We start from the raw sequence: 12805 nt of genomic DNA, 5'->3' as shown, positions 1-12805 counted from the left end.
ACGGCGGTCACGCCCATTTCAAGGACCAAACTGCCTGCTCCGGATCAGGCACATTCGTCAAGCGCATCGGCAAGGGCATTGACCAAGCGGTCGATGTCTGCCTTTTCGTTGTTGAAGGCAGGTGCGAGCTGGATCGTGTCGGCGCCGGAGCGGACATAGAAGCCTTTGCGCCAGCAAGCCATCGCGACCTCGAAGGGCCGTCTCGCCGGCTCGCCCGGCAGCGAAGCCAGCGTAATCCCTGCTGCCAGTCCGAAATTTCGGATGTCAGTCACATGCTGCCTACCCCTGAGACTGTGCACCGCGTCCTCGAAATGCGGCGCCAGCGCCTTGGCGCGACCTACCATGTCTTCGGCTTGCAGCACGCCGAGCGCCGCGATCCCGGCCGCGCACGCGGCCGGGTGCGCGGAGTAGGTGTAGCCATGCGGAAACTCCACCATGTAGTCAGGGCCACCCGCCTCCATGAAGGTCTCGTAGATCTCATTGCTGGCGATGACTGCGCCGAGCGGCTGGGCACCGTTGGTGACTTGCTTGGCGACATTCAAGATGTCGGGCACGACACCGAATGCCTCGGCCCCGGTCATCGCACCGCAACGCCCGAACCCAGTGATGACCTCGTCGAAGATCAACAGAATGTCGTGCGCCGTACAGATGTCGCGCAAACGCTTCAGGTAGCCCACCGGCGGCACCACCACGCCCGCCGAGCCAGACATCGGCTCCACGATCACAGCGGCAATAGTGGAGGCGTCGTGCAACGCGACGAGTTCATGCAAGTGGTCCGCGAGTTCGGCGCCTTGCGCGGGCATGCCGCGACTAAAGGCGCTACCGGGCAGTTGTGTGTGCGGCAGATGGTCGACCTCCAGGCCCTGCCCGAACAGTTTCCGATTGGCGCCTATCCCACCGACGGACACTCCCCCATAGTTGACGCCGTGATAGCCCTTCTGGCGGCCGATCAGGCGTGTCTTGCTGGCCCGTCCCTTGGCTCGCCAATAAGCACGCGCCATCTTCAAGGATGTATCTGCGGCATCGGACCCTGAATTGGTGAAGAACACGCGGTCCAGACCTGCGGGCGTCAGTTCCTTCAGCTTGTTGGCGAGTTCGAACGCGAGCGGATGCCCGAACTGAAATGCGGGCGCGTAGTCGAGCTTTGCAAGCTGCCGGGCCACGGCCTCGGTGATTTCCGGCCGCCCATGGCCAAGACCGCTGCACCAGAGGCCGGACAGCCCATCGAACACCTTTCTTCCGTCCCCGTCAGTGAAGTAGGAACCCTTGGCCTCCACGATGATTCTCGGATCGGCCTTGAAGTGGCGATTCCCCGTGTATGGCATCCAATAGGCATCGAGCCAGGCGGCGTCAGTGCGGGGTGCCGCGGTCGGCGAAATGAGAGTGAGGTCAGGCATTCGATCTCCCGCATGCAATGCGAGTCAGTTGGTTTCGGTGCCTTGATTCTTTGGCACAGTCTTACTCTTGCAAATGCATCAATGTCGCTGTTTACTTGGCCATTCATGAAAGTAAAGACAACTGCCAAACCGCGCGCCGTCCTGGGGCAGCTGAGCGACGTCGATCTGCGACTTCTCAAGGTATTCAAGAGCGTCGTCGAATGCGGCGGCATGGCGGCGGCCGAACTCGAATTGAATATCGGCACGTCCACCGTCAGCCGTCATATCAAGGACCTCGAAACACGCCTGGCGTTGGTGCTGTGCCGACGAGGCCGCGCAGGTTTTGCGCTGACACAGGACGGGCAGCAGGTGTACGAGCAGACCCTCAAGTTGCTGGCGTCGGTGGATGCTTTTCGCAACAGCATTGACGACATCCATCATCAGCTTGGTGGCCAACTGGATGTGGCGGTCTTCGACAAGACGGTGACCAATCCTCAGGCTCGCCTGAGCGAGGCCGTCGCGCGCTTCAGCGAAGCCGCGCCTGGCGTGAGTCTCAGCATCCACGTCGCGAGCATCAATTCAATCGAACGTGGTGTCATCGACGGCGGCTTCCAGGTCGGGATCATTCCGTCCCACCGCAATTCCCATAGCCTGGCCTACGCTGATCTCTTCGGCGAGACGATGTTGCTCTATTGCGCCGCCGGTCACCCGCTCTTCTCAGCGCCCCACACGGGGCTGACTTGGGAAAAACTCCGAGCGCATGCGTTCGCCGGGCTCGGCTATCACTCGCCCAACATGCAGTTGAGCCATCGGGCGCGCCTGCCGCGCAAGGCGACAGGCTTCGATCAGGAAGCCATTGCCACGCTCATCCTCTCGGGCAGGTTTCTGGGCTTTCTGCCCGACCACTACGCCGAAGCCTTCGAGCAACGCGGCCTGCTCAAAGTCATCGCACCCAAGCGCTTTCGCTACACCTGCCGATTTGTCAGCCTCGTACGCAACTCGCCAACACCCTCGCGGACGACGAAGCTGTTCGCCGACTGCCTGCTCGCTGCGCATGCGAGTCGGGCGTGACCCGGTTCATGGCTTGAGCAATTCTTCCAGCAGCGACGCGATGCCCAGCAGATAGCCGTCGTCGTACCAACGGCCGGCCAGCTGAAGACCAATCGGGAGCCCGATGGCGCTATGACCACAGGGCATCGAGAGCGCCGGATGCCCGGTCAGGTTCATTGGATAGGTGTAGGGATACCATGCGCCGCGAACCGTGCCCGCCGGCTTGCCGGCGATCTCGATGTCGCCGCTGACGTCCATGTCGACCGGCAAGGGCGGCGCGGATACGGTGGGTGACACCAAAACATCGAAGGTTTCGAAGAGCGCCTGCAGCTTCGCAAAGCACTGTGTCTTCGCAAAGCCCGCCTCGTTGAGCGCGACGGCGCTCAGTTGGCGGCCCTTCATCACCGTGTCAATCAGCGATGCATCGAGGCGCGGGCCGAACCGCTCGAGGTTGGCGCCGACACGCGCGGCCAGCATCGACTGCAGGACCACCAGGAAGTGCCGCTCCAATGCGACGAAGTCCAGGTTCACGACTTCGACGATCGCGCCTTGTCGCTCCATCAAGCGGACAGCGGCCTCGGTGATGCTCGCGACCTCGGGATCAACCGGGTTTCCGGCCGTCGGGAGCCACGCCACTTTCACGCCCTTGAGCGTGAGCGGAGCGGACCTGCCCGCAGGCATCTGGCACTGGCCATAGGGGTCACGCGAATCAAAACCACGGATCACGTCGAACAATAGGGCCGTATCGGCGGTGTCGCGCGCCATCGGTCCGACGAAGGAGTTCACGGAGAACAGGTCCGGCGCCTGGAGATGAGGCACGACCCCCAAGGTCGGCTTCAGGCCGACAATTCCGCAGCAGGAGGCGGGTATGCGAATCGATCCCCCTCCGTCCGTGCCCAGCGCCAGCGACCCCATGCCGGCGGCGATCGCCACCGCGGCCCCGCAACTCGAAGCCCCCGGGATGTACCGTGGATTAATCGGGCTGAGTGTGCGACCGAAGATCGGCGCAGTCGGCACCTGTTTGTGACCGAACTCGGGAGTCGTCGTCTTGCCGATCAAGATCGCACCGGCGGCCTTCGACCGGGCCACTGCCACCGCATCCTCCTTGGGGACAAAATCCTCGTAGATGGCCGAACCCATTGTCGTGCGCACGCCGGCCGTCAAAGTCAGGTCCTTGACCGAATAGGGAATGCCATGCAAAGGCGGAAGAATGCCCCCGGCCATCACTTCGGATTCCGCCTTGCGCGCCGCATCCATCGCCTGATCGGCGGTGATGGTGATGAAGGCATTCAATTCGCTGCGCGCATCGATGCGGTCCAGGGCCGCGCGCACCACCTCGACCGGAGAAAGCTCCTTGCGCCTGATCAGGGATGCAAGGTCTCGGGCACTGCGGTTCATCAAGTCCATTGTCGTTCCTGTCATTGGCGTCAAACCATCCAGCGGCCGCCGTCAATCAGCAAGGTCTGGCCGGTGATGAAGCGGGCATCGTTGCCCGCGAGAAAGCTGACCGCAGCAGCGACGTCTTCGGGCGCGCCGATGAATCCTGCCGGCGTGTCTGCCACGATCTTTGCCAACACCTCCGGCTTGAGTCGTTCGTGCGCACGCGTGCGGATGGCGCCGGGACACACGGCATTGACCGTGACACCGTGCGGCGCCAGTTCGCGGGCGAGGGATCGGGTGAAGCCCACGATGCCCATTTTTGCGGCCGCATAGTCCGCCAGACCGACGTCGCCCACGAAGGCCGCGTCAGTGCTCATGTTGATGATGCGTCCGAAGCCGCGATCACGCATGCCGGATGCAACCCGGCGCGAGGCACGCATGGCGGTCAGCAACGAGACCTCGATAACAAAGCGCCACGTCGACTCTTCGGATTCTGCGAATGGGCCACCCCGTTCGCGCGCGCTCTGCCCGACATTGTTGAACAGGATGTCGACCGGACCCAGCTCGGATTCGACACGATCGAAGAATGCCGAAACCACGGTGGGATCAGTGCAATCGCCGCTCACGCAGATGGAGCGGTCGCTCGCGACAGGCAAGTCGGAAAGTCGCTGGATCAAAGGCTCACAGTCGAGATCCAACACGGCCACCTGCGCGCCATTTGCGAGGAAATCTAGTACCGCGGCGGCACCGAGCCCCTGCCCTCCCCCTGTCACGACGGCAACCCTGTGGTCGAATTTCATCGTCATGCTCCGAGTCAGTGAAACGTGCGCCCGCCGTCCACGGCCAACGCCGTCCCGGTGATGTAGCTGGATCCCGGGCCGCTGAGGTAGAGCACGGCTTCAGCCAACTCCTCCGGCGCCGCGATCCGGCGCATCGCATAGCGTTGGCGAATGGCCTCCAGATCGCGCTCGGGATCATCGCTTTGCTCATAGCTGGTGCGAAACAACGGCGTGTCGACCGCCCCCGGACACACGGCGTTCACCCGGATGCCGTCCGATGCGACTTCGAGGGCCAGCGCTTTCCCGAACATGATGACGCCGGCCTTCGCCGCGCAGTAGGCCGTGCGATGCAGCAGTGGACTCAGACCCGCGGCAGAGGACACATTCACGATCGTTCCGCCACCTGCACTGCGCAGATACGGCAAGGCCGCGCGGCAAAGCAGCATGGGTCCGGTCAGGTTGACCGCCAGCGTACGGGCCCAATCGGCATCGCTCAACTGCTCGAGCGGAGCGCGCGCGTCGATACCGGCACAGTTGACGACGGCGTCGATCCCCCCAAGCCAATGAGCAGCTTGATCGACTGCGGCCTTGACCGCGTTCGCATCGGCTACGTCGCAGGCGATCGGCACGACCGACTCGCCCAGCGCCTCCGCGGCCGCGGCCAGGGCCGCCGTGTCCCGATCCAGGAGGCCGACTGTTGCGCCCCTGGCCACCGCCAGGCGCGCAACCGCCAAGCCGATTCCGCTGGCGGCACCGCTGACGACATAGCGTTGCTGCGATCGCGGGTGACTCATTGCGCGCTCGCCGCGGCCTGCGCCTTGAGGCGCGGGCGCATGTCGTCTGAAATCTTGTCGCAACGGTCGATCCACACCCCTTCGTGCGCGAGCGCGTGCTTGATCAGGCCTTCAAGCACCTTGATGCGCGAGGGCTGCCCGATGATCTCGGGGTGCATGCCCACCATCATCATGCGGTCCTCCGCGTAGAGAACATCGAATTCACTTTTCCACGCCTCCAACACGGCCGAAGGCGCCTGCAAGGTGCGGCCGGGCAGCACGATCGAGTACTGAAAGAAAGGGGCATCGTCGAGCACCCATCGGAACGGCAATTCCACAATGTCGGTACGTTGGCCACCGATTTCCAGCAGGTAGGGCGAATCGTCGTCAAAGAAGTTCGACGAATAGTCGAACCCGTATTCCTTGATCAGATCGAGCGTGATGCTGCTGAATTCCGCGGCGGGAGAGCGCCACCCGCGCGGCCGGCAGCCGGTCAGCGCGGTGAGGACCTCCATGCCCTTGCGCATCTCCTCGCGCTCTTCTTCCGGGCTCAGGCTGACGATCCAACGATGGCTGTAACTGTGGTGCGCGACCTCGTGGCCCTTGTCGATCACTTCGCGCACCAGCGCCGGCTGGCGTTCAGCCACTTCTCCGGGGATGAAGAACGTGGCCTTGATGCCGAATCGGTCGAGCAAGGCAAGTACACGCGGCATGCCGACCTTCCAGCCATATGCACCCTGGGACATGAGAATGGGCCGCTTCGCGTTAGCTGGGTCCCGACCGGTCCACATGGTTTCCGCGTCCAGGTCGAACGTCAGCATGAGTGGGAAACCCTTACTGGTTACAGGCATGAGAGGTCCTTGATTTCAAACATGTTTGTGGAAGCCAGTCCATCGCTCCGCTAGAAGCAGCACGATTCCGGTGGTGACGATCAGCAGCGTTGATACGGCAGCCACGCTGGGGTCAACGCCCTGCTCCACCGACGTGAAAATCTTCACCGGCAGCGTCGTCTGGCTGGCCGACAGCAGGAACACCGAGACAGGCACGTTGTCGAGCGAGGTGATGAAGGCAAACAGCCCTCCAGCCACAAGGCCCGGCTTGACCAGCGGGAACGTGATCAGGTGAAAGCTCGTGAACCCGTTTGCACCCAGCACCTGCGCCGCGTCTTCCAGGGACTCATCGATCGAGGACAGGCTCGACAGACTGGCTCGCACCACATAGGGCACCGTGATGACGACGTGGGCCAACCAAAGGCCCAGCGAGTTTCCGCGCATCCCGGTCAGGGTGTAGTACTGCAGCAGCGCGACGCCGAGCACCACGGAGGGCAGGATCAGGGGCGCCATGAAGAGCGATGTCAGCGCGCCCGCCGCGGGCACCAGGCGCCGATGGATCGCATAGGCCGCGATGAGCCCGATCACCAGGGCGGCCGCCGTCGACCCCGCCGCGAGCCAGAGGCTGGTCCAGGCGGCACTGAGGTACTCAGGATCGCGCAGGACGACCTCGAACCAGTGAAAGGTCAGTCCCTTGGGCGGGATCGTGAGGTAAGCAGTCTTGCTGAACGCCGCCAGCATGACCACCAGAACCGGAATCTGGAGGAACACCACCACCGCGATCGCCGCCGCGCCGAGCAGCCGCCCCTGCCCACGTTCGTCGTTCATGCCGTGCCTCCCCAGCGCTTGAGGATCCCGCTCGAGAGCCCGATGACCAACAGGGTCAGCCCGGTCAGGGCAAACGACATCGCCGCGCCCGCGGGCCAGTCCAGTGTCTGGAGGAAGTCGTCGTAGATGAGCGTGGCCATCACCTTGTAGGTCGGGCCACCTAGCATGCGCGGCGTCACCAGCGCACTGATGGTCAAGACGAATACCAGGATCGATCCCGACAGAATGCCCGGCGCACTCATCGGCAACGTCACGGACCAGAACACACGCGGACGGCTCGCCGACAACGTGTAGGCAGCCGCCTGGACATCCTTGGAGATGGCCTGGATGGCGGGGACAAGCATCAGGACCATGAACGGCAAGAAGATGTGCGACATCCCCACGAGCAGGCCGAACAGGTTGAACATCATCTTGATCGGTCGCTCGATCAAACCCAGGTCGATCAGGAGGTTGTTGATGAGTCCGCGGTTGGCAAGGAGCGCGATCCAGCCAAAAGAGCGGACGACTAGGTTCAGCAACATCGGGAAGATGACCAACATCGTCAGGGTCAACCTCATCTTCGGCCCCGCGTTGGCGATGTAGTACGCGAGCGGGTAGCCCATCACCAGGCAGATCGCAGTCACACCGAAGCCCAGCACAAGCGTGCGCAACACCACCTCGCGGTAGTACTCATCGGTGAGGATGCTGGTGTAGTTGGTCAGCGTCCAGTTGGCCGAGATGCCGGTCCCGGGGACGTATTCGTGCAAGCTCAACGGCATCATGAGCACCACCGGCGCCACGAACACCAGCACAAGGACGAGAAGGAGCGGGGAAACGAGCATGAATCCCGGCAACCTTCGCGATCTCATGCGCCCTCCGCGGTTCGTTCGGCGTTGACGTAGACGTGCTCGGGGTCGATGGCGATGCGTACCGGCGCGCCAACCTCCAGGCCCGCATCAGGACCGTTCGTGGGCGCTTCCACGATGACCTCCACGCTTCCCAACGCGACCACATACTGAACGCGGGATCCGACGAAGGAGCGAAGGGAGATGCGCCCATCCACCGCCGGCCGCCCCACATCCTGCGCATGGACGAACCGAAGGTCTTCCTGGCGAACCACCACGTCCACCGGCGCACCGTCTGCAAGTCCCGCCGTCGAACCGACTGCAAGCAACGGGCCCTCCTTGATCTGCACGTGGCATGCCTGACCCGCGCGGTGCACGAGACGTCCCGACAAACGATTCGGGCGGCCGATGAAGCCGGCCACGAATCCGGTCGCCGGCCGGTGATAGATCTCTTCGGGCGTCGCAAATTGCTGCACGACCCCATGCGCGAGCACGCAGACGCGATCCGACATCGACATCGCCTCGCCCTGATCGTGCGTCACGAACAGCGTCGTGATTCCGACTTCGCGCTGCAGACGCTTGAGTTCGATCTGCATCTCGTCTCTCAAGGATGCGTCGAGATTCGAAAGAGGCTCGTCGAAAAGCAAGATGCTCGGACGCGGCGCAATGGAGCGCGCCACAGCGACGCGCTGCTGCTGTCCACCAGAAAGCTGTCGCGGCAGACGATCGCCATACGACGTGAGCCGCACGCTTGTCAATGCTTCGCTCACGCGCTTTTTCAACTCGTCGCCTTCGATGCCCTGGCGTCGAAGGCCGAATGCGACGTTGTCGAATACGCTCATGTGCGGGAACAGGGCGTAGGACTGAAAGACCAGGCCGATCTTGCGCTTGTTGGTCGGAAGATTCGTGACATCCCTCGTGTCGATGAGGATGCGGCCGCTCATGGGCTGGATGAGTCCTGCCACCATGCGCAGCACTGTCGTCTTGCCGCACCCGGAAGGACCCAGGAGGGAGATGAACTCACCATCCTTGACCGACAGCGAGACTGACGACGCCGCCGTGTGACCCGGATAGCGCTTTTCCAGTCGTTCGAGTGTGAGGGCTGGCATGGGGATCTGGCCTTGATGGCTGCTCAGCGTGCGACTTCACGCTGCCAGCGCTTTGTCCAATCCGGCAGCGACTTCGCCACGGCTTCCGGGTCGGGCAACCACAGGTTGTCGAACGTCTCCTTGTAGGGAACGATCTTCGCGGCCTTGTCGCTGAGCTTGACCTGCGTGTTGACGGGGCCTGCGTACTTGCGCTCCGCGAAGCAGGCTTGTCCGTCTTTCGAGAGGACCTCGTCGATGTACTTCAGCGCCAGCGCCGGCGACTTGGCACCCTTCGGGATCACCAGCGCAGGAAGGATGCCCACAGCCCCTTCTTTGGGGTAGACCACGGCAAGCGGCAGGCCCTTGTCGATAGCGGAACCGGCGCGATCCGGGTACCACACGGCGATGGCAATCTCCTGGCGCTCGAACAGCGAGACGATCTGGTCGGCTTGCGTATAGAGCGTCACCGAAGCCTTGGCCAGCGGCTTTACCGCCTCGAACCCGGCATCCATGTTGCTCAGCGTGCCGCCTTTCATGCGATTGAGCGCCATCAGCAACTGCGAGCCCGATGTGCCGCTGATATCGCCGATCGCCAGCTTGCCGGCGTATTCGGGCTTCGAAAGATCGGCCCACGAAGTGGGCGGGGTCTTGATCTGCTTGGTGTCGTAAACGATCACCGTTGCACCCGTCATGAAGACGACGTACTGACCATCCTTGTCGAATGCCTTGGCAGAAATTTCTCCTGCGTTTGCGAGCTTCGTCTTGTCGATCGACTCCAACAGCTTCTCGTTCTTGAGCTGCGCCGCAAGCGAATTGTCGATGTAGACCACATCGAAATCGGATTTGCCGCCCGTCGCCCGGATCGACGCGGCAAATTGCGAGGAGCTTCCAAGTTTCAGGGAGACCTTGGCTCCCGTCTTCTTCTCGAAGGCCGCGATATGACAAGTCTTCGAGTCGTCGGCAAACGAGCCTCCGAAGATTCCTACCACCAGGTCTTCGGCGTGCGCCGCGCATGACATGAGTCCGGCCAGAACACCGGCAGCCAGACCGCGTGAGAACGTGTGATTCATGGAAGCTCCTGAAAAAAGAACTACGAGCCGGAGGGGCAACCTCTGCGGATCCAACCAAGGAAAGGACAACCGTCAGGCACACTTTATCTTTCGCAAAAGATAAACGCAAGACATTTAGAATCGGAGTTTGCGCGACATGCTGCAGCGCACCAATTGGGATCGAACTGGCGCGAACAAGGCGGAGAAATCGTCCATGAAGCACACAAATGAACCGTCCGCTTTGCCGGCGCCCCAAAAGGGAGCGGCAACTCGTCAATCCAAGGTCCACGCCATATTGCCGCCGAGCGGCTATGCGGTAGAAGATGACTTGGTTGGTCGCGGTATCAAGCAATGGAAAGCGGAGCGACCTGATCTCGACAGCACGGGAAAAGCAGTCGTCGGACGGCTGCTTCGACTCGAAGAAGTCGTATTGAGATCCATCAACGCCGTCTTGCAACCGTACGGCCTGAAATACCAGGAGTACGCCGTGTTAGCTACCCTCAGGGTCTCCGGGGCACCCTATCGCCTTTCTCCTTCACTTCTACAAGCGACGCTGCTTTTTACATCGGGAGGACTCTCGAATCTCCTGAAGAGACTAGAGCGTGAAGGACTCATCAAGCGGTCGACCGATCCGAGAGATGGACGCGGAGTGCAGGTCAGACTGACCGCAAAGGGTCACCGCCTCGTGGATGAAGCAATGCCCAAACATGCCGCAGCCGAGCTTCATCTGCTTCGAATGTTTGACGCGGAGCAGCGCGAGACGCTGGCCCGTCTCTTGAGCGTGATGATGGTAGGAAATGCGCCGGAGCTAGGCCCTGAGCCTGGCTGACTCGATTTGCCGTCATTCGCTTGCCCCTGAGACGTTCGACGAGCGGGTCGACTGACTCCCCGATGATGTCGAGGCCGCCTCTCACCGAGAAGGCGGTCCTCCAGAACTTCATTTCGGACGACCCGCTGTCAGGTGACAACGGTCTCCCACCCTCTCCCGTAGCCCCGTTGAAGTACGGTGCGATTAACATGGTGGCCGACACTGACGGGAACGCAATCCAAGCAGTCGACGAATTCGATTTGCGCTACTACGAGGGCCGGTACTATCTGTACGGTCCTTCGTTCACCTGCGGCTCCTTCAATATCGCCATCGGCGTCAGCACGGGCCCCGTGATCCCGACCAACCCCCGATCCTTCTACCGCTATTGTGGACTGCCGTATACAGCTCCACGGACTTGATGAACTGGAAGTTCCTGGGGACGCAATACTTCCAGGATCAGACCACGGGCAAGCACTATTACATCAAGAAGCCGCGGGTGATCTATTCCCCCAAAACCGGCCTTTACAACATGTGGGTCTTCGATGGACAGGCGGGCGCCAACGGCGCCATGCTGATCATGCAGTCCCACGGGTCCCTGGAACACACCCTTTGCGCCGCGGAACGCCCCCGGCGTCACGCCCGGCCTCGTCGACATGGGCATCAACACTGGTCCAGATGGTAGAACCTACATGGTCACCTCTCTTGGCGGCCTGAGGGTGTTCACACTCAACGACGAATTGACTGGGGCGATCGATCAGACGTCCATCAACTCAACGAAGAACCCGAACGGCTTCCACCGACCTGCTGGGAGGAGGCGTAGGCATCGTGTATACCAATGGATGGTGGTACCTGACCTGGTCAGGCTCTACATCCAACTTGGGAAACGCACCTCGGCGCCCATTCTTCGGCTCGATTGCACGACGAAGAATTCGCTCAAGTGGGCAGAGCGGCACAGGCCATGCGGGTCTGGCTCGCAGAATTAGAGGAACGAGGGGTCAAGGAGGGCGCTCTCTTCCGGCGTATCCGCAAGGACGGACACCTGGGCGAGCCGCTCGCACCCGCGCCCGTGGCGACATCGTCAAGGAACGTTGTGCGCTCGCGGTGCGGATGTGGGTGGCGACAATTCGCTTGGCCGGCGACGCCAACACTTTCGACGCATTGAAGCAGACCCTCGACGCGGCACGGCGCCCCACGCACTACCTGGCGATACCGCCCGCGCTGTTTGCGACCGTCATCCGCGCGCTCGGTGCAGCGGGGCTTGCCGCGGATGCACGCGTCGTCATCGAGAAGCCGTTCGGGCGCGACCTGGCTCGGCGCGTGAACTCAGCCGCATTGCGCTCGAAGTCTTCCACGAAGATGCAATCTTCCGCATCGATCACTTTCTCGGCAAGGAAGCGATCATGATAGGTACGTCACCGCACAGACTGGATTGCCACAACCGGCGCAAGCTTTAGACATGACTGCATCGCGATGACGAATACCAGCACCTCGCTCCAGAAGACGCATCGAGCAACCCTGACGCTGCGTGGTGTCCGCGGTGCAGCAACTCGCGATCTCAAAGGAAACACCATGATCAGCATCAGGACATCGATGGACGAGGCGGCCAACAGCAATTCCGCCTCCAGCAAGGAAGGGGCGAGCGGCGGCTGGCATGAAATGCTGCGCGGCGGCGACCGTGTGCTGATTCGCCCGATTCACAAAGACGATGTCGAAATGGAGCGCAGGTTCATCGAGGCCTTGTCGCCCCAATCCCGGCGCTTCCGCTTCCTGGACACCTTGAACTCGCCCAGCGATGCGCTGCTTGAAAAGCTGACGACGCTCGATCCGCTGACCGACGTGGCATATGTGGCCGTCGTCGAGGACGGGGCCAGGGAGTTCGAGGTGGGCGTTGCGCGATTCAGCACGCAGGCGGACGGCAAGGACTGCGAGTTTGCCGTGACCGTCCTCGACGCGTGGCAGAACAAGGGACTCGGCACGCTGCTGATGAAATACCTGATCGTGGCCGCGCAAAAACTCGGCA

At 62.1% G+C, this 12805-nt stretch carries 13 protein-coding genes and 1 pseudogene; 5 read left to right on the top strand and 9 right to left on the bottom strand.

The annotated features are described in order from the left end of the window. Nucleotides 1–44 precede the first annotated feature (44 nt). The gene (gene aptA / locus WKW80_RS28315) at nt 45–1397 is read right to left on the bottom strand and encodes an omega-aminotransferase AptA (protein WP_340366925.1); all 1353 of its coding nucleotides are present in this window, start codon (nt 1395–1397) and stop codon (nt 45–47) included. Between the two features lie 105 nt (nt 1398–1502). On the opposite strand from aptA, the gene WKW80_RS28310 reads away from it, so the two are divergent. Next, nucleotides 1503–2447: a LysR family transcriptional regulator gene (locus tag WKW80_RS28310; RefSeq protein WP_340367006.1), complete on the top strand. Its 945-nt coding sequence runs from the start codon at nt 1503–1505 to the stop codon at nt 2445–2447. 6 nt (nt 2448–2453) lie between these two features. Here WKW80_RS28310 and WKW80_RS28305 read toward each other — a convergent pair whose 3' ends face one another. Genes WKW80_RS28305 through WKW80_RS28270 form a run of 8 tightly spaced genes read right to left on the bottom strand, consistent with a single transcriptional unit; the run spans nt 2454 to nt 9998 of the window. Next, entirely contained in the window at nt 2454–3824 is a 1371-nt protein-coding gene (locus WKW80_RS28305; protein ID WP_340367005.1) for an amidase, read from the bottom strand. 29 nt (nt 3825–3853) lie between these two features. Then, nucleotides 3854–4606 (bottom strand): SDR family NAD(P)-dependent oxidoreductase, encoded by a 753-nt coding sequence (locus tag WKW80_RS28300; protein WP_340366924.1) that lies wholly within the window; start codon nt 4604–4606, stop codon nt 3854–3856. A 14-nt stretch (nt 4607–4620) separates the two neighbouring features. Next, nucleotides 4621–5379, bottom strand: a complete 759-nt coding sequence (locus WKW80_RS28295) for an SDR family NAD(P)-dependent oxidoreductase (protein ID WP_340366923.1) — start codon at nt 5377–5379, stop codon at nt 4621–4623. Next, on the bottom strand, nt 5376–6179 hold the full coding sequence (locus tag WKW80_RS28290; RefSeq protein WP_340366922.1) for a polysaccharide deacetylase family protein: 804 nt from the start codon (nt 6177–6179) through the stop codon (nt 5376–5378). The genes WKW80_RS28295 and WKW80_RS28290 overlap by 4 nt, the downstream gene beginning before the upstream one ends. A 45-nt stretch (nt 6180–6224) precedes the next feature. Next, nucleotides 6225–7016, bottom strand: coding sequence for an ABC transporter permease (locus WKW80_RS28285; protein ID WP_340366921.1), 792 nt, complete (start codon nt 7014–7016; stop codon nt 6225–6227). Continuing rightward, nucleotides 7013–7837 carry an ABC transporter permease gene (locus WKW80_RS28280; protein ID WP_340366920.1) on the bottom strand — a complete coding sequence of 275 codons (825 nt, stop codon included), beginning with the start codon at nt 7835–7837 and terminating at the stop codon, nt 7013–7015. The genes WKW80_RS28285 and WKW80_RS28280 overlap by 4 nt, the downstream gene beginning before the upstream one ends. 23 nt (nt 7838–7860) lie before the next feature. Next, a complete protein-coding gene (locus WKW80_RS28275) occupies nt 7861–8949 on the bottom strand; it encodes an ABC transporter ATP-binding protein (RefSeq protein ID WP_340366919.1) in 1089 nt (362 codons plus the stop codon). A gap of 23 nt (nt 8950–8972) precedes the next feature. After that, entirely contained in the window at nt 8973–9998 is a 1026-nt protein-coding gene (locus tag WKW80_RS28270; RefSeq protein ID WP_340366918.1) for an ABC transporter substrate-binding protein, read from the bottom strand. A 136-nt stretch (nt 9999–10134) separates the two neighbouring features. Between WKW80_RS28270 and WKW80_RS28265 the strand changes: the two genes are divergently transcribed. The 4 genes and pseudogenes from WKW80_RS28265 to WKW80_RS28250 form a co-directional block, all read left to right on the top strand. Next, a complete protein-coding gene (locus WKW80_RS28265) occupies nt 10135–10806 on the top strand; it encodes a MarR family winged helix-turn-helix transcriptional regulator (RefSeq protein WP_340366917.1) in 672 nt (223 codons plus the stop codon). A 397-nt stretch (nt 10807–11203) separates the two neighbouring features. Continuing rightward, entirely contained in the window at nt 11204–11467 is a 264-nt protein-coding gene (locus tag WKW80_RS28260) for a hypothetical protein (protein ID WP_340366916.1), read from the top strand. A gap of 425 nt (nt 11468–11892) precedes the next feature. Further along, nucleotides 11893–12239: pseudogene (locus WKW80_RS28255) on the top strand (hypothetical protein). A gap of 115 nt (nt 12240–12354) precedes the next feature. Continuing rightward, nucleotides 12355–12805, top strand: a 451-nt coding sequence (locus WKW80_RS28250; RefSeq protein ID WP_340366915.1) for a GNAT family N-acetyltransferase, incomplete at its 3' end; no start/stop codon positions are given.

The organism is Variovorax humicola (assembly GCF_037889915.1).
Taxonomy (GTDB): Bacteria; Pseudomonadota; Gammaproteobacteria; order Burkholderiales; family Burkholderiaceae_C; genus Variovorax; species Variovorax humicola.
This window is presented reverse-complemented; position numbering and strand designations above follow the sequence as displayed.

What these genes read in the sequence shown, in the direction of transcription:
- aptA (WP_340366925.1), bottom strand. Translation starts at nt 1,397, where the DNA reads ATGCCTGACCTCACTCTCATTTCGCCGACCGCGGCACCCCGCACTGAC.
- WKW80_RS28310 (WP_340367006.1), top strand. Translation starts at nt 1,503, where the DNA reads ATGAAAGTAAAGACAACTGCCAAACCGCGCGCCGTCCTGGGGCAGCTG.
- WKW80_RS28305 (WP_340367005.1), bottom strand. Translation starts at nt 3,824, where the DNA reads ATGAACCGCAGTGCCCGAGACCTTGCATCCCTGATCAGGCGCAAGGAG.
- WKW80_RS28300 (WP_340366924.1), bottom strand. Translation starts at nt 4,606, where the DNA reads ATGAAATTCGACCACAGGGTTGCCGTCGTGACAGGGGGAGGGCAGGGG.
- WKW80_RS28295 (WP_340366923.1), bottom strand. Translation starts at nt 5,379, where the DNA reads ATGAGTCACCCGCGATCGCAGCAACGCTATGTCGTCAGCGGTGCCGCC.
- WKW80_RS28290 (WP_340366922.1), bottom strand. Translation starts at nt 6,179, where the DNA reads ATGCTGACGTTCGACCTGGACGCGGAAACCATGTGGACCGGTCGGGAC.
- WKW80_RS28285 (WP_340366921.1), bottom strand. Translation starts at nt 7,016, where the DNA reads ATGAACGACGAACGTGGGCAGGGGCGGCTGCTCGGCGCGGCGGCGATC.
- WKW80_RS28280 (WP_340366920.1), bottom strand. Translation starts at nt 7,837, where the DNA reads ATGCTCGTTTCCCCGCTCCTTCTCGTCCTTGTGCTGGTGTTCGTGGCG.
- WKW80_RS28275 (WP_340366919.1), bottom strand. Translation starts at nt 8,949, where the DNA reads ATGCCAGCCCTCACACTCGAACGACTGGAAAAGCGCTATCCGGGTCAC.
- WKW80_RS28270 (WP_340366918.1), bottom strand. Translation starts at nt 9,998, where the DNA reads ATGAATCACACGTTCTCACGCGGTCTGGCTGCCGGTGTTCTGGCCGGA.
- WKW80_RS28265 (WP_340366917.1), top strand. Translation starts at nt 10,135, where the DNA reads ATGCTGCAGCGCACCAATTGGGATCGAACTGGCGCGAACAAGGCGGAG.
- WKW80_RS28260 (WP_340366916.1), top strand. Translation starts at nt 11,204, where the DNA reads ATGAACTGGAAGTTCCTGGGGACGCAATACTTCCAGGATCAGACCACG.